The organism is Pseudomonas sp. CLCA07 (genome assembly GCF_053615335.1).
Window position 1 is genome coordinate 2,566,404 of the sequence record NZ_CM132131.1, and the last position, 18,711, is coordinate 2,585,114.

Below are 18,711 nucleotides of genomic sequence, written 5' to 3' on the forward strand. Positions count from 1 at the left end.
TCCCACAAGGGAATGTGGTGTTAGACGTTCTGGCGATCACCCTTAGGATCGAAGAACACCGAAGAAACAATTTCCGCCTCGATCACGCTGCCATCTGCCAGCGGTGCGAACACACGCTCACCGATGCGCTTCAACCCGCCTTTCACCACACCCATGGCAAACGAATAGCCGAGGGAGTTATGCAGGTAGCTGGAGGTCACGTGGCCGACCATGGTCATCGGGATCGCTTGCTTGGTGTTGAACACCAATTGCGCACCTTCCGGCAGCCACTTGGTCGGATCGATCGGCTTCAGGCCCACCAGTTGCTTACGTTGATCACGCACGCAGTCTTCACGGTTCATGCCACGCTGACCGATCCATGAGAAAGGTTTAGTGCGACCGACACACCAGCCCATGTTCAAGTCGTCCGGGGTCATCGAGCTGTCAGTGTCCTGACCGACGATGATGAAGCCCTTCTCGGCCCGCAGGATGTGCATGGTCTCGGTGCCGTACGGCGTCAGGTTGTATTGCTTGCCGGCCTCGACGATTTTCTCGAGCACGCCCACGGCGTAGTCAGCTTGCACGTTGACTTCGTACGACAGCTCACCGGTAAACGAAATCCGGAATACCCGTGCTGGCACACCGCCGACAAGACCTTCTTTCCAGGTCATGAACGGGAAGGCTTCGTTGCTCAGGTCGATGTCGGTGACGTGGCTAAGCAGCTTGCGGCTGTTCGGCCCTGACAGGGTCATGGTTGCCCAGTGATCCGTCACGGAAGTGAAGTACACCTTCAGGTCCGGCCATTCGGTCTGGTGGTAGATTTCCAGCCATTGCAGCACGCGTGCAGCGCCGCCGGTGGTGGTGGTCATCACGAAATGGTTGTCGGCGAGGCAGGCAGTTACGCCGTCGTCGAAGACCATGCCGTCTTCTTTGCACATCAGGCCGTAGCGCGCCTTGCCCACATCGAGCTTGGTCCAGGCGTTGGTGTAGATGCGATTGAGGAACTCACGGCAATCCGGGCCCTGGATATCGATCTTGCCCAAGGTCGACGCATCCAGCAGGCCGACGCTGTCGCGCACGGCTTTGCATTCGCGTTTCACGGCGGCATGAATGTCTTCACCGGTTTTCGGGAAGTACCACGGACGTTTCCACTGACCGACATCTTCAAACTCGGCACCGTTTTTCACGTGCCAGTGATGCAGTGCGGTGTGACGGACCGGTTCGAAGATGTGCCCACAGTGACGACCGGCCACAGCGCCGAAAGTGACCGGCGTGTAGTTCGGGCGGAACATGGTGGTGCCCATCTGCGGGATGGTCACGTTCAGCGAGCGGGCGGCGATGGCCAGGCCGTTGACGTTGCCGAGCTTGCCCTGGTCCGTACCGAAACCCAGTGCGGTGTAGCGTTTGACGTGCTCGACCGACTCGAAGCCTTCGCGGGTCGCCAGTTCGATGGCGGCGGCGGTGACATCGTTTTGCAGGTCGACGAACTGCTTCGGCGCCCGTGCGGTAGCTTTTTCGTGTGGCACCTGGAACAGCGCCAGGGTTGGCTCTTCCAGACGGCTCAAGGCTTTTGGCAGTACGCCTTCGACTGTTTGGAAACCGGCTTCGGCAGCGGCGCGAGCGCCCCCTTCAAAACCATCGGCCAGGGAATCGCCGAGGCCGTAGACGCCGTTGATGCCACCGACGCACACGCGTTTTTGCGGCGCTTCGCCCGGTACGAAACCGAGGATGTCTTCACGCCAGATCGGCTTGCCGCCCAAGTGCGAAGCCAGGTGAACCACCGGGCTGTAACCACCGGAGCTGGCAACCAGATCGCATTCGAGCCACTCACCAGGGCTGGTCACGGCGTGTGCTTTTACATCGATCGCGGCGACGCGAGCAGCGGTCACGTGCTTGCTGCCACGGGCCTCGATCACGGCGCTGCCGGTGAGGATGCGAATGCCTTTGGCGCGTGCTTCTTCCACCAGCGCACCACGCGGGTTGCTGCGGGCGTCGGCGATGGCCACCACTTGCAGGCTGGCGTCGAGCCAGTCCAGCGCCACGCGGTAGGCGTGATCGTTATTGGTCGACAGCACCAGTTTTTTGCCCGGTGCCACGCCGTAGCGGCGCACATAAGTCGACACAGCGCCGGCGAGCATGTTGCCCGGCACGTCGTTGTTACCGTAAACCAGTGGACGCTCGTGAGCGCCGGTGGCGAGAACCACACGCTTGGCGCGAACCCGGTGGATGCGCTGACGCACTTGGCCAATCGGGGCGCGGTCGCCGAGGTGATCGGTCAGGCGCTCGTGAATGGTCAGGAAGTTATGGTCGTGGTAACCGTTGACCGTGGCGCGCGGCAACAGCAGCACGTCAGGGGTGTCTTTGAGCTCGGCGATGACGCTGGCGATCCATTCGGCAGCGGGCTTGCCGTCGAGGCTTTCGCGGGAGTCGAGCAGGCTGCCGCCGAACTCTTCCTGCTCATCAGCGAGGATCACACGGGCACCGCTGCGCGCAGCGGCCAGTGCAGCGGCCAGGCCAGCAGGGCCAGCGCCAACAATCAGCACGTCGCAGTGCTGGTTCATATAGTCGTAGGTGTCCGGATCGTTCTCGGTCGGCGAGCGGCCAAGACCGGCGGCTTTACGAATGTACTTCTCGTAAGTCATCCAGAACGATTGCGGGTACATGAAGGTTTTGTAATAGAAGCCCGGCGGCATCAGCTTGCCGCCGACCTTGCCGAGAATCCCCATCATGTCGTTGTTCACGCTCGGCCAGCCGTTGGTGCTGGTGGCGACCAGGCCTTGATACAGCGCTTGTTGCGTGGCGCGTACGTTCGGAATCTGTGTGGCTTCAGTCGCGCCGATTTGCAGCACGGCGTTCGGCTCTTCGGCACCGGCGGCGAAGATGCCGCGTGGGCGGGAATACTTGAAGCTGCGACCGATGATGTCGACGCCGTTGGCCAGCAGGGCGGCGGCCAGCGAGTCGCCTTCAAAGCCTTTGTAGCTCTGGCCGTTGAAGGTGAAGTTCAGCACTTTGTTGCGGTCGATCCGTCCACCGTTGGACAGGCGATTGATCTGGCTCATACCTTCGCTCCCAGAGCCTGCGCGGCCGCTTTCGGACTTTCAGTCTTGTCGGTGAACTGCGGCTTGGTGCCGATCTTGTAGGTTTCGAGAATCTCGTAGGTCACGGTGTCGCGGGTGACGTTGAAGTACTGACGGCAACCGGCGACGTGATCCCACAGCTCGTGGTGCAGGCCGCGAGGGTTATCGCGGAAGAACATGTAGTCGCCCCACTCCTCGTCGGTGCAGGTGGTTGGATCCAGTGGACGCGGAATGTGCGCCTGGCCGGATGCATGGAATTCCTCTTCGGAGCGCAGTTCGCCGCAGTGAGGACAGAAGATATGCAACATGGGGATTTCTCCTGTTAGTGGGCAACCGCAGCAGCGCCGTGTTCATCGATCAACGCACCGTTGTGGAAACGGTCGATGGAGAAAGGTGCGGCCAATGGGTGCATTTCACCCTTGGCCAGGCTTGCGGCAAATACGTTGCCCGAGCCAGGTGTCGCCTTGAAGCCGCCGGTGCCCCAACCGCAGTTGAAGAACATGTTCGGTACCGGGGTTTTCGAGATGATCGGGCATGCATCCGGGGTGGTGTCGACGATGCCGCCCCACTGCCGGTTCATGCGTACGCGGGACAGCACCGGGAACATCTCGACGATGGCCTGGATGGTGTGCTCGATCACCGGGTACGAACCACGCTGGCCGTAGCCGTTGTAGCCGTCGATACCGGCGCCGATTACCAGGTCGCCCTTGTCGGACTGGCTGATATAACCGTGCACGGCGTTGGACATGATCACGCTGTCGATAATCGGCTTGATCGGCTCGGACACCAGCGCTTGCAGCGGGTGGGATTCGATCGGCAGGCGGAAACCGGCGAGTTTGGCCATGTGCCCGGAGTTACCGGCGGTCACTACACCGACGCGCTTGGCGCCGATGAAGCCCTTGTTGGTTTCAACGCCGATGCACACACCGTTTTCCTTGCGGAAGCCGATCACTTCGGTCTGTTGAATCAGGTCCACGCCCAGTGCGTCAGCGGCACGGGCAAAGCCCCAGGCCACGGCATCGTGACGGGCCACGCCGCCGCGACGCTGGACGGTAGCGCCCATCACCGGGTAGCGAGTGTTTTTCGAGCAGTCGAGGTACGGAATCTCGTCAGCTACTTGCTTGGCATCCAGAAGTTCGCCGTCCACGCCGTTGAGGCGGTTGGCGCTGACCCGACGCTCGGAATCACGAATGTCCTGCAGGGTGTGGCACAGGTTGTAAACGCCGCGCTGGGAGAACATCACGTTGTAGTTCAGGTCCTGGGACAGACCTTCCCACAGTTTCATCGCGTGTTCGTACAGGTGCGCCGACTCGTCCCACAAGTAGTTGGAGCGAACGATGGTGGTGTTGCGCGCGGTGTTACCGCCGCCCAGCCAGCCTTTTTCGACCACAGCCACGTTGGTGATGCCGTGTTCCTTGGCCAGGTAGTAGGCGGTCGCCAGACCATGCCCGCCACCGCCGACGATGACCACGTCATAGACCTTTTTAGGGGTCGGCGTGCGCCACATTTTCTGCCAGTTTTCGTGATGGCTGAGGGAGTGTTTGAAGAGGCCGAAGCCCGAGTAGCGTTGCATAGTCATTTACTCCAAAACCGCGCTCAGCGATAAACCGGGAAGTCCGCGCACAGGGCAGAAACCTGCTCGGCGACATTGGCCTCGACATCGGCATCGCCGAGGTTGTCGAGGATGTCGCAGATCCAGCCGGCCAGCGTGACGCACTGGGTCACCTTGAAGCCGCGCGTGGTCACCGCCGGGGTGCCGATGCGCAGGCCGGAGGTCACGAACGGCGACTGTGGATCGTTCGGGACAGCGTTCTTGTTCACGGTGATGTGGGCGCGACCGAGTGCTGCATCCGCCTCTTTGCCGGTGAGGCCCTGACGGATCAGGCTGACCAGGAACAGGTGGTTATCGGTGCCGCCGGACACTACATCGTAGCCGCGTTTGATAAATACGCCGGCCATGGCCTGGGCGTTGTCGATCACTTGTTGTTGGTAAACCTTGAAACCAGGCTCCAGCGCTTCCTTGAAGCACACCGCTTTACCAGCGATCACGTGCATCAGCGGGCCGCCTTGGGCACCAGGGAAAACCGCAGCGTTGAGCTTCTTCTCGATTTCTTCGTTGGACTTGGCCAGGATCAGGCCGCCACGTGGACCGCGCAGGGTCTTGTGAGTGGTGGTGGTCACCACATCAGCGTACGGCAGCGGGTTCGGATACAAACCGGCGGCGACCAGACCGGCGACGTGCGCCATGTCGACGAACAGCAGGGCACCGACTTTGTCGGCGATCTGACGGAAGCGTGGGAAGTCGAGGGTCTTGGAGTAGGCCGAGAAGCCGGCAACGATCATCTTCGGCTGGCATTCAACGGCCAGACGTTCGACTTCGTCGTAGTCGATCAACCCGGTTTTGGTGTCGATGCCGTACTGCACGGCGTTGTACAGCTTGCCCGAGGACGACACTTTGGCGCCGTGGGTCAGGTGACCGCCATGAGCCAGGCTCATGCCGAGAATGGTGTCGCCGGCTTGCAGCAGCGCCAGGTAGACGGCGCTGTTGGCCGAGGAACCGGAGTGCGGTTGCACGTTGGCGTAGTCGGCACCGAACAGTTGCTTGGCGCGCTCAATGGCCAGGGCTTCAACCTTGTCGACGTGCTCGCAGCCACCGTAGTAGCGCTTGCCCGGATAGCCTTCGGCGTATTTGTTGGTCAGGCCACTGCCTTGCGCTTCCATGACGCGCTTGCTGGTGTAGTTCTCCGACGCGATCAGCTCGATGTGATCTTCCTGGCGTTGCTCCTCGGCATTCATCGCCGCCAGCAGTGCATCGTCGTAACCCTGGATCTGGTCTTGCTTGCTGAACATCGCGTCTCTCCCAGCGGCGGTGGTGCGCCATTCGTCTCGGTGAGGCATGTACCTTTCGGCAGTGCCCTTTGAATGCGATGGTATGACCGGCGCAGGTAGGTCAAATGCCTATGGACGCCACGCAAAGGTGCGTTTACGACATAGCGGGAAATGGCAGGCTCAACACAACCTTCGATTCAGCACAGATCCCTGTAGGAGCTGGCTTGCCAGCGATGGGGCAGCACATCCGGCATTGATATCGGCAGACCCACCGCAATCGCTGGCAAGCCAGCTCCTACAGGGTTATGCGATGGCCTGTCGTAATGCGAGTAACAGCAGGAAATGCGCGGGATAGAGCGCGTATGCCCAACGCCGCATGGGCGGTGGGTGGACGCCTTTGGCATGTCGCAATAGCAACATTCCAAGCAATGGCGCGATCAGACAAGCGACGATGCCGGGAACGGCAGCACTGTTGCCCAGCTTCGCGGCGTAATACAGCACGTGCCATTCATTGGCCGCCAAGCAGATCACACCCGGCAACAGGCTGAAGTACCAGGGCCGATTGATCACCAGCAACATCGCCAACGGCAACAGCACCCCGTAGAAGCCAAACATCACATGTTCCGAGAACACCGCCGCCAGAGCCAGAGCGCCGACCGCCAGCAGTCGCGATGGCAGTGTCGGGTGCTGCCAGCCACGCGCAACCAACAGACCGAGCACCAGCGTGGGCATCACATTCAAGGTGGCGGGATCAGGAATGTACAACCGGTAAGGAATCTCGCTGATGGCACTGAACAGCAACAACCAGCCCAAATACCGCCATTTATGTGTAACTTCCCGTGCACGGGAAACATTCACCGCCATCGCCAGACAAAACCACGGAAACGCCAGTCGTCCCGGGACATACAGCAGATCGACGGAATAACCGACATATCGCAGGTGATCGAGCACCATGCTCAATAGCGCCAGCCACTTGAGCAGATCCAGTGCCCCATCCCGTTGAGTCATGTGCATAATTGCCCGTCGTCTTTGTGTTTTTCTGTCAGACGCATCGCGTGTGCTCCCCGGATGATCTTCGGTAAAGTGCGCACCATCATTGACCACGAGTCGCTTCACCATAAGCGTCTCGACCACGGAAAGCAGGGCCATGACCGATAAGAGCCAACAATTCGCCAGCGACAACTATTCCGGTATCTGCCCTGAAGCCTGGGCGGCCATGGAACAGGCCAACCACGGCCACCAACGCGCTTACGGCGACGACGAATGGACCGCTCGCGCGTCCGACGATTTCCGCAAACTGTTCGAAACCGACTGCGAAGTGTTCTTCGCCTTCAACGGCACCGCTGCCAACTCATTGGCCCTGTCGTCGCTGTGCCAGAGTTACCACAGCGTGATCTGCTCGGAAACTGCCCACGTCGAAACCGACGAATGCGGCGCACCGGAATTCTTCTCCAACGGTTCCAAACTGCTGATCGCCCGCACTGATAACGGCAAGCTGACCCCGGAATCGATCCGCGAAGTCGCCCTCAAGCGCCAGGACATTCACTACCCAAAACCGCGCGTCGTGACCCTGACCCAGGCGACCGAAGTCGGCAGCGTCTACACCCCGGAAGAAATCCGTGCCATCAGCGTTACTTGCAAAGAGCTGGGCCTGAACCTGCACATGGACGGCGCACGCTTCTCCAACGCCTGCGCGTTCCTCGGCTGCTCGCCAGCAGACCTGACCTGGAAGGCCGGCGTTGACGTGCTGTGCTTCGGTGGCACCAAAAACGGCATGGCGGTCGGTGAGGCAATTTTGTTCTTCAACCAAAAACTGGCTGAAGACTTCGACTACCGCTGCAAACAGGCCGGGCAGCTCGCATCCAAGATGCGCTTCCTTTCGGCGCCATGGGTCGGGATTCTGGAAAACGACGCCTGGCTCAAATACGCTCACCACGCCAACCACTGCGCGCAGTTGCTGGCCGAACTGGTCAGCGACATTCCCGGCGTGGAATTGATGTTCCCGGTGCAGGCCAACGGCGTATTCCTGCAACTCTCGGAACCGGCCATCGCCGCACTGACCGCCAAGGGCTGGCGCTTCTACACCTTCATCGGCAACGGCGGCGCACGCTTCATGTGCTCGTGGGACACCGAAGAAGAGCGCGTACGGGAATTGGCCGCAGACATTCGCGAAGTCATGTCCCGCTGATCCCCTGTGGCGAGGGGGCTTGCCCCCGTTCGGCTGCGAAGCAGTCGTAAAAAACGGCAGATGCAGAGCCCCCGACCACCACACTTTAAAAACCCGGGGTAGCTTCGCTACCCAACGGGGGCGAGCCCCCTCGCCACAAAAGCCCTCACCAATAGCTGCGCCCTGCTGACCTGGTCTACATTGTCTGCGAGCGGTTTTGATCCGCTCTCATAACAATAATCAGGAGCGCACGCATGTCATTGAAAGGCAAAACCCTGTTCATCACTGGCGCCAGCCGCGGTATCGGCCGTGAGATCGCGCTGCGCGCGGCGCGTGACGGGGCCAACATTGTGATTGCGGCCAAAAGCGCCGAGCCACACCCCAAGTTGCCGGGCACGATTTTCAGTGTGGCGCAGGAAGTCGAAGCGGCGGGTGGCAAGGCGTTGGCCTTGCAAGTGGATGTACGTGACGAAGACGCGGTGCGAAAAGCGCTGGCCCAGGCCAACGAACATTTCGGTGGCATCGATGCGCTGATCAACAACGCCGGCGCCATCAAGCTGACCGGGGTTCAACACATCGAGCTCAAGCGTTTCGACCTGATGCACCAGATCAATACCCGCGCCGTCTTGCTGTGTAGCCAGGCCGCCCTGCCCTATTTGAAAAAAACCGGCGGGCACATTCTCAACCTGTCGCCGCCGTTGAGCCTGGCGACCAAGTGGTTCGCGCAATACAGCCCCTACACCGTGACCAAATATGGCATGAGTATGCTGACGCTGGGCATGAGTGAGGAGTTCAAGAATTACGGCATCAGCGTCAATTCACTATGGCCGCAGACCATGATCGCCACTGCCGCCATCGAATTTCAGCTCGGCTCACGCGAATCCTTCAAGCATGCGCGCACGCCAGAGATCATGGCAGATGCCGCCCACGTCATTCTGGACAGCAGCGGTCGCAGCATCACCGGTCGGCTGCTGATTGATGAGGTGATTTTGCGAGAGCATGGCGTGACCGAATTCGATCACTACCGCTTTGAGCCCGGCACCAACGACAAGCTGATGCCAGACTTGTTTATTGACTGAAATCTCCACACCCCCTGTAGGAGCTGTCGAGTGAAACGAGGCTGCGATCTTTTGACTTTGATATCAAAAGATCAAGATCAAAAGATCGCAGCCTCGTTTCACTCGACAGCTCCTACAAGGTAGTTGTGCAACCGTCAGAACTCGATACGCACGTCGCCCTTCGGCACGCTGCAGCATGACAGGATGAACCCCTCAGCTTCGTCTTCTTCGGTGATCCCGCCGTTGTGCTCCATCTCGACCTCGCCACCCAGCTTCATCACCTTGCACGTCCCGCAGATGCCCATCCCGCACGCTTTCGGAATCAACAGCCCGAGCTTGGCCGCTGCGGCGTGAACAGTTTCACCCGGTGCCACGCGAATGCTTTTGCCGGAGGCGGTGAATTCCACTTGATGCAGATCCGCCGCATCGATTTCCGGGGCGTCGGCCGCTTGTTCAGCGTGTTCCACTGCATCGGCGCGCGCCTCTGGCGGGGTCGCGCCGAAGGATTCTTCGTGGTAACGCGACATGTCGAAGCCAGCGGCTTCCAGCAAGCGCTTGACCGCGTTCATATACGGTGTCGGGCCGCAGCAGAACACTTCGCGTTCAAGGAAGTCCGGCGCCATCAATTCAAGCATTCTGTGGTTCAGGTAACCGCGATAACCAGCCCAGGGCTCACCCATGCCATGCTTCTCGCAAATCAGGTGCAGGCTGAAGTTCTCGATCCGCGATGCCATGTGTTCCAGCTCGCGGTGGTAAATGATGTCTTTGGGCGAGCGGGCGCTGTGGATAAACACCATGTCGACGTTGCCGTTGGTGTCGTAGAACCAGCGCGCCATGGACATGACTGGCGTGATGCCGACGCCGCCGCTGAGGTACAGCACTTTCGGCGCGGTGAAGTCCATGGCGTTGAACAGCCCGACCGGCCCGTGCACCGCCAGTTCCTGACCTTCATGCAGGGTGTCGTGCAGCCAGTTCGAGACTTTGCCGCCCGGCACACGCTTGATGGTCACCGAAAAGCTGTACGGCACCGAAGGCGAGCTGGAAATGGTGTAGGAGCGCATGATCGGCACGCCTTCGATTTCCAGCTCCAGGGTGACGAACTGCCCCGGCTTAAAGAAGAACAGGATCGGCTGGTCGGCCATAAAACAGAAGGTGCGCACATCCCAGGTTTCCTGGATGACTTTGACGCAACGGACGATGTGTCGACCATTGGCCCAGGTCTGGGTCGTTACCGGATTCAGGAAGCTGTTGGACATGCTGTTCTCCACCGCCGATGCTCGGCCTTATGTTGGCGATTCTGCGTAACGTGCGAACCACCCATTTACCTATCTGCGACATTCACATACTTATCGCGACCAGCCAGCAGCTACCGGGGGTTGCGCGTCGGGAACAGAGTGGGCCATGTCGCTCGTGGATAAGGTTCTGGCCAGCGCCGGCCCCACACTCGCCCCATACCAAGACACATCCTTTACACCTTGCGTAGCAAACCTGATCAGCCACTTTCGCGGCCACGCAGATGGCCTTGAGGAAAAACACGATGGACGTCACTACTACCCTGAGCCTCGGCGATCCACTGGAACCCGCACGCAAGGCCACCGCGCAGATGCTGCAAGAGCGCGAGCGTACTTTCTCACTGCCGCAGCCGTTTTACTCTGACGAGCGGCTGTTTGATATCGACATGCAGGAAATCTTCCAGAAAGAGTGGTTGATCGCCGGCATGACCTGTGAGATCCCGACCAAGGGCAACTACCTGACCCTGCAGGTCGGTAAAAACCCGATCATCGTGATTCGCGGCGCCGAAGGCGTGGTGCATGCATTCCACAACGTCTGCCGCCACCGTGGTTCGCGCCTGTGCACCAGTGAAAAAGGCAAAGTCGCCAAACTGGTCTGCCACTACCACCAGTGGACGTATGAGCTGGACGGTCGCCTGCTGTTCGCTGGCAGCGAAATGGGCGCCGACTTCGACATGAACCAGTACGGCCTCAAGCCGGTGAACGTGAAAACCGCTGGCGGCTACATTTTCATCAGCCTGTCGGAGAACCCGCCGGCCATTGATGACTTCCTGTCGACGCTCAACCATTACATGGAACCGTACGACATGGAGAACACCAAGGTGGCGATTACCACCACCTTGATGGAAAAGGCCAACTGGAAACTGGTGCTGGAAAACAACCGCGAGTGCTACCACTGCAACGCGTCGCACCCGGAACTGCTGAAAACCCTGCTGGAATGGGACGACGTCACCGATCCGCGCGCCGACCAGGCCTTCAAGGATCACGTCGCCGCCTCTGCCGCCGCTTGGGAAGCCGAGAAGATCCCTTACGCCCACGCCAGCTTCGGCCTGCGCAACCGCATCGTGCGCATGCCGCTGCTCAAGGGCACCGTGTCGATGACCATGGATGGTAAACAGGGTTGCGCCAAGCTGATGGGCCGTATCAAGAACCCGGACCTGGGCTCGATGCGCATCCTGCACCTGCCGCACTCGTGGAACCACTGCATGGGCGATCACATCATCGTGTTCACCGTGTGGCCGATCAGCGCTCAGGAAACCATGGTCACCACCAAGTGGATCGTCCATAAAGACGCGGTCGAAGGCGTGGACTACGACGTTGAACACATGCGCAAGGTCTGGGACGCCACCAACGACCAGGACCGTCGCCTGGCCGAAGAGAACCAGCGCGGCATCAACTCCACCGCGTACCAGCCAGGGCCTTACTCCAAGACCTATGAGTTTGGCGTGGTGAACTTTGTGGACTGGTACAGCGAGCGTTTGCTGAACAACCTCGGGGCCGAGCCGGCGCCGTACCTCAAAGGGGTTCCTGTACAAGGTTAAGAGCAAAAGCTTCGCGAGCAAGCTTGCTCCTACAGGTCTGGGTCGTTCACAGAATGTGTATACACCTCAGATCCTTTGTAGGAGCAAGCTTGCTCGCGATAGCGCCATCCCCGTCACGCCCCCCCCTTCTGACTCACGGCAGCCTTAGAACTGTACGAAATATGACCTATTCCGTTCAGCGCTATACCGCCCGCACCTCCCAGCCTTCCACAAACAAGTTATCCACACCTCCACCCACAGCTATTGGGGACAAGTGTGGCTTTATCGAAAACTTTCTCCACAGAAACCGAAGAAAATCCGTGACTTATCCAGAAGCAGGGTTTTGAACAGCGGCTGGTTGTTTTTTGACCAAAACCTTACAGGGTACGTTCTACGTGGCTTGCAGAGGATGGCAAACACCTTATCCACAGAAGCGCCAACAGACTTTGGGGGCAACTTCCGTCGCTCTGTGGAAAACTGCTGAAAGCCGTGATAAATCGGGGGTTGCACGATGTTTACTGGTCCAGATCGACGATTTGATCGTTTTTTGATCAATCACCTGAAGTACCCGGTTTACATGGCCTGTAGCGGTTAGCGAACATCTTATCCACAGAAGCGCCAACAGACTTTGGGGGCAAGTATTGGAGAACGGGAAACCTTATCCACCGAAAAAAGCCTGTAAAAACCGCCAGTTAGGCTGGTTGTTTTTTGTACGAAGGCTCGCAGGGCTTGATTTGTATGGGGTGTAGCGAAGGGCGAACACGTTATCCACAGAAGCGCTCACAGGGTTTGTGGGTAAATCAGATTTTATTCAGGCATGAGCGACCCGATTCAGTGTCCAGGTTCAATTCATAGTCATTGAATGCCCGCCACCCAAGCAGAATCGAAGGCACGTACTGCCCGTCCAACAACGACGGCGGGATGGTGAAGCCCGGGTAGTATTTGTAGGTCACTACCCTGATGTTCCCGGACAAATCCAACTCGCCCTTGAAGGTCTGGTGATGCGAGTGTTCGGCGACGTGAATGGGCGAGTCACCAGGCGAGGCCGATGTCAGGTAATCCACATTCCCGGTATCAAGAATCGCCAGCGTCGCCCGACGATCCAGCCGTGCGGAAATGGTCAGTCTTTGATTGATGTCCGCACGCGAATAGATAACGGGCGAATCGCACCGCGTGGGAGGTTTCGCGTTGAGTTCGAGGGTCTTTTTCGTGAGCTTCAAACGCCCCAGCTTTCCGATCAGATCAAGCCCCAACAAGTTATCCCGGTCACTGACAAACACCAGGACATTCCTGAACTCGCTCCCGCCGATCTTCAAAGACTTGAAGATCCCGAGTTTTGCAGGCAGACCATGTTCCCCATAAAAGGTGCTGTAGCCGTAATGGGAGTCGGTTAATAACGTGATGCCCATCCGCTTCGCGGTTTCGTCGTTGACCCGGGTTTGCGGAGCGCCGGTATCCACGATAAAGCGTGTCGAGACACCATTGGCCGCTTTGACGTCGATGTAGGGCAGCACTTCGTCCGTGACGTAACCCTCACTGGGGCGTGGATAAATCGTCAGCACCTCTTGTCGCCGGGAGCTGGTCACCGAAAAATCGCCGACCGCGCGCAGGGTGGCGATCGATTGGCGGCCAATCATGGAAAACAAGACGTTGAGCTCAGGGTCACTCGCGATGGCCTGAGCATGGCGGCGCTTGATCGCCAGGTAGTAATCAGGCAGCTGATTGGCGGCTTTGGCTTCGAACATTCGGGCGAAAACGGACACTGAACAATTGAGATTGTTCGTGGCATCCACAATCTTGTCGCACTGCTGTCGCAGCTGGGCCAAGGATGCTTTTTGCCCTTGGTCCGACTCTAGCCACTTGTAAAAGTCCTGATCAGCCGCCATCAACCCCGCAGGCACGCACATTGCCACGCAGAGCAACCAGGACGCACGCCAACGCAACGCCTTCATGTTCAACCCACTCATAAAAACGGGTTTTATGACTCAGCGCTGAACGTCTGAAAGCTCCGTGAACCGTGCTGCACCCTTAACCAGCGCACAGCAAAACTGTAGCTCACCGAGCGGCGGCGGGTGGCAGCCCTTAAGGCCGGTACATCAGATAGGCTTCCCCCGTGACCCGAATCATCGGGTGGGGCGTGATCTGGCAGGTATCCACGATACGAAAGCCATGTCGCTCGTAAAACCGCCGGGCGCCGGTGTTGGCGGCATAGTCGATCAGGCTCAGGCCATTGAGCCCCAACTGGTTTGCCCGGTCGTAGGCGAATGCGAGGAATTGCTTGCCCAGCCCCTGGTTCCGCCAACCCTCATGCAGCGCCAGGCTGGAGATATACAGGGTGTCGGGGATTTCCATCGTGGCATAGGGCGCCAACACAGGATCAGTCACCGGAGCCGCCAGCGGATCGTGGCGCATAACATAGCTGTGCATCATGCCGACGACTTCCCCGTTTGCCTCGGCGATCAGGCAATTTTGATAGGAAAAGTCCACATCGTCGCGGGCATAGCGGATGGCGCCGACGTCCAGCAGATCCTGGCCGGGCTCTGCTATCTGGCTCCAGATGTAATCCGAAGCGCCCTCTGATGAAATCTGGAACAACCGCGCAATCTCCCGCGCATCGCAGCGCCGGGCCGAACGAAACTCAACAGCCATTTACTTCCCCCCAACGGACCGCTAGCGGACCACACCTTCTTCAATCAGCAATTTGAGAATGGCTTCAGCCCCCGCTTGCGCCGTCACGCCTTTAAGCACTTGCCCGCCGCCACCACTGGCCTTGGCCGTGGCCGCTTTCATCCGGTCTGCGCCGCTCTTGGCCTTGATCACCTTGAGGCGTTTAGGTCGGGGTTTGGCAGGTTGCAACGTGGCGACCGCCAGCAGTTCATCGTCGATCACTTCGACTTCATCGGCTTGCAGCACGCCACGTCGAGCCGGACCGTAGGCGCTCTGCCGAGGCTTCGGCGCGGCGTTATCCACAGTGGCGAGAAACGGCAGGCGCACTTTCAAGCGCCGGCGCTGGCCGCGGGGCAAGGCTTGAAGAACCAGCGCCGAATTGCCGTCGATGGATTCCACCTGCGCCAATCCGACCACCAGCGGCCAGCCGAGGCTTTCCGCCAGCAGGAACGGCAACATGCCCGAACCCTCTCCAGTTTCTGCCTGACTGCCGGTCAGTACGACCTGGGCCCCCGCATCGCGCAGATAAGCGGTCAATGCCGGTAATGCATCGGCGCCTGACGGTTGTTCCAGCACATGTAACTGTTCCAGGCCCATGCCCAGATAAGCGCGCAATGCCGGTTCCGCGACGTCGCCGGCATGCAGCACTTGCAGATTCTCCCCGGCCAGTTGCAGGCCCAGTTCCACCGCCCGCGCATCCTGCTCCGCGCGACGTGGCCGGCCAGAGGTCGGGTGGGCGCCGATGGACACCAGGCTGATGATTTTCGTGCTCATAACCCTTTCCTTCCCTTAAGCCGCATCGCGCTTGGCGTCATCGCGGTAAGCCGCTACCGCATCGATCAAGGCTTGAAGAATCTCGGCGCTTTCGCCGATCACCGACAGGTCGGCCCGTTTGATCATATCGCAGCCAGGATCGAGATTGATCGCCACCACCTTGTCGCAGGCACCGATGCCTTGCAGGTGCTGGATCGCTCCGGAAATACCCACCGCCACATAAACCCGCGCGGTGACCCAAGTGCCGGACGCGCCGACCTGACGGTCACGCGCCATGAAGCCATCGTCCACCGCCACACGGGAGGCGCCTTCGGTGGCGCCCAACGCTTCGGCGGTCCTGTGGAAAAGTCCCCAGTCCTTGACCCCGTTGCCGCCGGAGAAGATGAACTCGGCTTCGGCCATCGGAATCGCCGCCGGATCCACTGCCACGGCGCCCAAATCCTCGATGCGCGAGAGACTGCGGGCCACCGCTGTGGATAACTCCACCGGCAACGCTTCGTGACGGGTTTCGCTGACCGGTTCGGCGCATTCGACGGCAGCCAGAATCAAGCGTGCCACCGGGCGCGCAAGGTCCTGCAAGCCAGCGCCGGCGCGGCCGATGCATTCCTGATCCTTGACCTGCCAGACCCGCGTGGCCGGGCGTTCGCCCAGCGCGGCGGCAAAGCGTCGACCCAATTCACCACCGCCGCTGCGGCTGTCCGGCAGCAGCCAGTGACGCGGGCTGAACTGGTTATCCACAGCCCGCAGGCCCTGGACCCGTTGTTCCGGTGCATAACCGCTGAATTCTTCACCGTCGAGCACCAGCAAGCGATCGATGCCCGCCGTGGTAAACGTCGTCTCTTTGTGTTCGCCGAAGACCACGGCCAATACCGCGCCTTCCTTGCCGGCCAACTGGTGAGCCAGACCCAGCAAGTCGCGGTCGTGGCTGCTCAAGCGGCCGCCGACCATGTCCGGCACCACACTGATGTAAAACGCAGGTGCAGGCACTTGATGCAGTGGCAATTGCACTTCAACTGCAGCCGAGCGTTTAGTCGCCCCACCCTGCTGAGCGCCGCTACGGTCGATACGTTTGATGCCGTTGGGGCCGATAAAACCGATGCCATGCAGATTCTTGCGGATGACGCCGTTCGGCCCCATCCAGCTGTGTTGCGCCGGTTGCATGGCCGCGTGCAGCGGGTGCAGGCGGTTGCGGGCAATCCATTCGGCGCGGGGGTCGCGGCGGATAATATCGCTCATCAGTGGGCCTCCGCGGGTTCACGTTGGGCCGGTGCAGCCGGTTTGCTCGGTGCGGCATCTTCGAGCAATGCATCGGCGACCAGTTCGGCGATGTCCTTGATCAGCGGACGCGGTTCGACCACGCCTTCAAGCATCGCGGTGCATTGCGGACACCCCACAGCCACCAGCTCGGCGCCGGTTTCGCGGATGTCTTCCATGCGCATGTCAGGGATCCGTTGCTTGCCCGGAATGTCGGTGATCGGCGCACCGCCGCCACCGCCGCAGCAGCGTGAGCGGAAACCGGAGCGTTGCATCTCTTTCACTTCAATCCCGAGGGCACGCAGCACTTCACGCGGCGCCTCGTATTCGCCGTTGTAGCGACCGAGGTAGCACGGGTCGTGATAGGTCACGCTGCTGCCTTTGTGCTGACCGAGGTTCAGGGCGCCCGCGTCGATGATTTCCGCCATGTAGGTGCTGTGGTGCTGCACGAGGTAGTTGCCGTCGAAGGCGCCGTACTCGTTTTTCAGCACGTGGAAGCTGTGCGGGTCGCAGGTGACGATGCGATTGAAGCTGTACTTGGCCAGGGTCTGGATGTTGCGTTTGGCCAACAATTGGAATGTCGCTTCATCGCCCAGGCGTCGGGCCACGTCACCGCTGTCGCGCTCTTCCAGACCGAGCACCGCGAAGTCGACCTTGGCCGCTTTCAGCACTTTGACGAAGGCACGCAGGGTGCGCTGGTTGCGCATGTCGAAGGCACCGTCGCCGACCCAGAACAGCACGTCGACGGATTTCTTCTCGCTCATCAGCGTGAGGTTCAGGTCCGCCGCCCAGTTCATCCGCCCGCCCGGCGCAAAGCCGCCCGGGTTGTCGGTGGCGATCAGGTTTTCGAGAACTTCGGCGCCTTTGTTTGGCGTGGCACCTTTTTCCAGGGTCAGATGGCGGCGCATGTCGACGATGGCGTCGACGTGCTCGATCATCATCGGGCATTCCTCGACGCAGGCGCGGCAAGTGGTGCAGGACCACAGGGTTTCAGCGTCCACCAGACCGTTGACGATCGGTTGATGCGGATTGCCCGCGTGTTCACCGATGGCTTTGCCCGGATACGGGCTACCGGCGAATTTCGCATCAGTACCACCGGCCAGGCCGACGACCATGTCCTGAATCAGCTTTTTCGGGTTCAGCGGCTGGCCGGCGGCGTAGGCCGGGCACGCGGCTTCGCATTTACCGCACTGCACACAGGCGTCGAAGCCGAGCAGTTGGTTCCAGGTGAAATCCTTGGGCTTTTCCACGCCCAGCGGCGCAGTCGGGTCGTTCAGGTCCAGCGGTTTCAAACCGGTGGAACGGCCGCCATTAAAACGCTCAGCGCGACGGTGCCAGGCCAAGTGCAGCGCACCGGCGAAGGCGTGCTTCATCGGCCCGCCCCAGGTCATGCCGAAAAACAATTCCGAGACGCCCCACAACACGCCGACGCCAAGGATCGCAGCTACCAGCCAACCACCGAAGTTTTCCGGAAGGATGCCGGCGACCGGCAGGGTCAACAGGAAGAACGATGCCGAGAACGCCAACAGGCTTTTCGGCAGGCGCATCCACGGGCCTTTGGACAAACGCGCTGGCGGGTTGCGCCGACGCAGGTAGACAAAGATCGCGCCGACGAACATCACTGCCGTCATCAACAGCAGCGCATAACCGAGGATGCGGTTATGCAGGCCGAAACCGTGCACCAGAATCGCCAGCACGATGGACGCCACCGCACCACCGGCCGTGGCGACGTGGGTGTTGGCGATGTATTTGTCCCGCGCGACGACATGGTGCAAATCGACCATGTAGCGCTTGGGCATGGCGAACAGGCCGCCGATCAGGTCGACTTTCGAAGCCCGGCCCCGGCGCCACATAGCCACCCGCCGCAACGCGCCGAGGACAGCAAGGCCCAGGGCAGCGAACAACAGGATTGGAAGAAGGGTGTTCAACATGGTGGAGCTCCCAAAGACCGCAGGGTCTTGCATGGGTTCATGTGCATGCCGGTGAAGGCCTGAAACCTACCTGTGGCGAGGGGGCTTGCCCCCGTTCGGCTGCGTAGCAGTCGTAAACCGGCCAATGCGTTTTTTCTGACAGACCGCATTGGCAGATTTTGGG

At 60.1% G+C, this 18,711-nt stretch carries 14 protein-coding genes; 3 read left to right on the forward strand and 11 right to left on the reverse strand.

The features are described from left to right. Positions 1 to 20: 20 nt before the first annotated feature. The 5 genes from ACWGZX_RS11885 to ACWGZX_RS11905 form a co-directional block, all read right to left on the reverse strand. Positions 21 to 3,038, reverse strand: a complete 3,018-nt coding sequence (locus ACWGZX_RS11885; RefSeq protein WP_452628426.1) for a sarcosine oxidase subunit alpha — start codon at positions 3,036 to 3,038, stop codon at positions 21 to 23. Next, positions 3,035 to 3,364, reverse strand: coding sequence for a sarcosine oxidase subunit delta (locus ACWGZX_RS11890; RefSeq protein WP_007947734.1), 330 nt, complete (start codon positions 3,362 to 3,364; stop codon positions 3,035 to 3,037). Before ACWGZX_RS11890 ends, ACWGZX_RS11885 begins: the two co-directional genes overlap by 4 nt. 14 nt (positions 3,365 to 3,378) lie before the next feature. Continuing rightward, positions 3,379 to 4,629, reverse strand: coding sequence for a sarcosine oxidase subunit beta (locus ACWGZX_RS11895; RefSeq protein WP_007947735.1), 1,251 nt, complete (start codon positions 4,627 to 4,629; stop codon positions 3,379 to 3,381). A 23-nt stretch (positions 4,630 to 4,652) separates the two neighbouring features. Continuing rightward, positions 4,653 to 5,906: a serine hydroxymethyltransferase gene (gene glyA, locus ACWGZX_RS11900; RefSeq protein ID WP_223515781.1), complete on the reverse strand. Its 1,254-nt coding sequence runs from the start codon at positions 5,904 to 5,906 to the stop codon at positions 4,653 to 4,655. A 282-nt stretch (positions 5,907 to 6,188) separates the two neighbouring features. Then, a complete protein-coding gene (locus ACWGZX_RS11905) occupies positions 6,189 to 6,899 on the reverse strand; it encodes a TraX family protein (protein WP_452628427.1) in 711 nt (236 codons plus the stop codon). A gap of 133 nt (positions 6,900 to 7,032) precedes the next feature. On the opposite strand from ACWGZX_RS11905, the gene ACWGZX_RS11910 reads away from it, so the two are divergent. Together ACWGZX_RS11910 and ACWGZX_RS11915 are read left to right on the forward strand one after the other, a co-directional pair. Further along, entirely contained in the window at positions 7,033 to 8,073 is a 1,041-nt protein-coding gene (locus ACWGZX_RS11910; protein WP_452628428.1) for a threonine aldolase family protein, read from the forward strand. Positions 8,074 to 8,306: 233 nt separating this feature from the next. Beyond that, positions 8,307 to 9,131, forward strand: a complete 825-nt coding sequence (locus ACWGZX_RS11915) for an SDR family oxidoreductase (RefSeq protein ID WP_452628429.1) — start codon at positions 8,307 to 8,309, stop codon at positions 9,129 to 9,131. A 134-nt stretch (positions 9,132 to 9,265) separates the two neighbouring features. Here the strand turns inward: ACWGZX_RS11915 and gbcB are convergent, their stop codons facing one another. Next, positions 9,266 to 10,366 carry a glycine-betaine demethylase subunit GbcB gene (gene gbcB, locus ACWGZX_RS11920; protein WP_452628430.1) on the reverse strand — a complete coding sequence of 367 codons (1,101 nt, stop codon included), beginning with the start codon at positions 10,364 to 10,366 and terminating at the stop codon, positions 9,266 to 9,268. Positions 10,367 to 10,647: 281 nt separating this feature from the next. Here gbcB and gbcA point away from each other — a divergent pair, with 281 nt between their 5' ends. Continuing rightward, the gene (gbcA, locus tag ACWGZX_RS11925) at positions 10,648 to 11,943 is read left to right on the forward strand and encodes a glycine-betaine demethylase subunit GbcA (RefSeq protein ID WP_452628431.1); all 1,296 of its coding nucleotides are present in this window, start codon (positions 10,648 to 10,650) and stop codon (positions 11,941 to 11,943) included. A gap of 779 nt (positions 11,944 to 12,722) precedes the next feature. On the opposite strand, the gene ACWGZX_RS11930 is transcribed toward gbcA, so the two are convergent. The 5 genes from ACWGZX_RS11930 to dgcB all read right to left on the reverse strand — a co-directional run bounded on the left by ACWGZX_RS11930 (position 12,723) and on the right by dgcB (position 18,548). After that, positions 12,723 to 13,829: a retropepsin-like aspartic protease gene (locus ACWGZX_RS11930; RefSeq protein ID WP_452629007.1), complete on the reverse strand. Its 1,107-nt coding sequence runs from the start codon at positions 13,827 to 13,829 to the stop codon at positions 12,723 to 12,725. A gap of 175 nt (positions 13,830 to 14,004) precedes the next feature. Next, complete coding sequence (locus ACWGZX_RS11935; protein ID WP_452628432.1) at positions 14,005 to 14,571, reverse strand: N-acetyltransferase family protein; 567 nt, start codon at positions 14,569 to 14,571, stop codon at positions 14,005 to 14,007. A 21-nt stretch (positions 14,572 to 14,592) separates the two neighbouring features. Next, on the reverse strand, positions 14,593 to 15,363 hold the full coding sequence (gene etfB / locus ACWGZX_RS11940) for an electron transfer flavoprotein subunit beta (protein WP_452628433.1): 771 nt from the start codon (positions 15,361 to 15,363) through the stop codon (positions 14,593 to 14,595). Between the two features lie 15 nt (positions 15,364 to 15,378). After that, the gene (etfA, locus tag ACWGZX_RS11945; protein ID WP_452628434.1) at positions 15,379 to 16,599 is read right to left on the reverse strand and encodes an electron transfer flavoprotein subunit alpha; all 1,221 of its coding nucleotides are present in this window, start codon (positions 16,597 to 16,599) and stop codon (positions 15,379 to 15,381) included. Beyond that, a complete protein-coding gene (gene dgcB, locus ACWGZX_RS11950) occupies positions 16,599 to 18,548 on the reverse strand; it encodes a dimethylglycine demethylation protein DgcB (protein ID WP_223515833.1) in 1,950 nt (649 codons plus the stop codon). The genes etfA and dgcB overlap by 1 nt, the downstream gene beginning before the upstream one ends. Between the last annotated feature and the right edge of the window lie 163 nt (positions 18,549 to 18,711).

Coding starts and splice junctions, on each gene's coding strand:
- etfA (WP_452628434.1), bottom strand. CDS start 16,599: ATGAGCGATATTATCCGCCGCGACCCCCGCGCCGAATGGATTGCCCGC.
- gbcA (WP_452628431.1), top strand. CDS start 10,648: ATGGACGTCACTACTACCCTGAGCCTCGGCGATCCACTGGAACCCGCA.
- ACWGZX_RS11935 (WP_452628432.1), bottom strand. CDS start 14,571: ATGGCTGTTGAGTTTCGTTCGGCCCGGCGCTGCGATGCGCGGGAGATT.
- ACWGZX_RS11910 (WP_452628428.1), top strand. CDS start 7,033: ATGACCGATAAGAGCCAACAATTCGCCAGCGACAACTATTCCGGTATC.
- glyA (WP_223515781.1), bottom strand. CDS start 5,906: ATGTTCAGCAAGCAAGACCAGATCCAGGGTTACGACGATGCACTGCTG.
- ACWGZX_RS11885 (WP_452628426.1), bottom strand. CDS start 3,038: ATGAGCCAGATCAATCGCCTGTCCAACGGTGGACGGATCGACCGCAAC.
- etfB (WP_452628433.1), bottom strand. CDS start 15,363: ATGAGCACGAAAATCATCAGCCTGGTGTCCATCGGCGCCCACCCGACC.
- ACWGZX_RS11890 (WP_007947734.1), bottom strand. CDS start 3,364: ATGTTGCATATCTTCTGTCCTCACTGCGGCGAACTGCGCTCCGAAGAG.
- ACWGZX_RS11930 (WP_452629007.1), bottom strand. CDS start 13,829: ATGTGCGTGCCTGCGGGGTTGATGGCGGCTGATCAGGACTTTTACAAG.
- ACWGZX_RS11905 (WP_452628427.1), bottom strand. CDS start 6,899: ATGCACATGACTCAACGGGATGGGGCACTGGATCTGCTCAAGTGGCTG.
- gbcB (WP_452628430.1), bottom strand. CDS start 10,366: ATGTCCAACAGCTTCCTGAATCCGGTAACGACCCAGACCTGGGCCAAT.
- dgcB (WP_223515833.1), bottom strand. CDS start 18,548: ATGTTGAACACCCTTCTTCCAATCCTGTTGTTCGCTGCCCTGGGCCTT.
- ACWGZX_RS11915 (WP_452628429.1), top strand. CDS start 8,307: ATGTCATTGAAAGGCAAAACCCTGTTCATCACTGGCGCCAGCCGCGGT.
- ACWGZX_RS11895 (WP_007947735.1), bottom strand. CDS start 4,629: ATGCAACGCTACTCGGGCTTCGGCCTCTTCAAACACTCCCTCAGCCAT.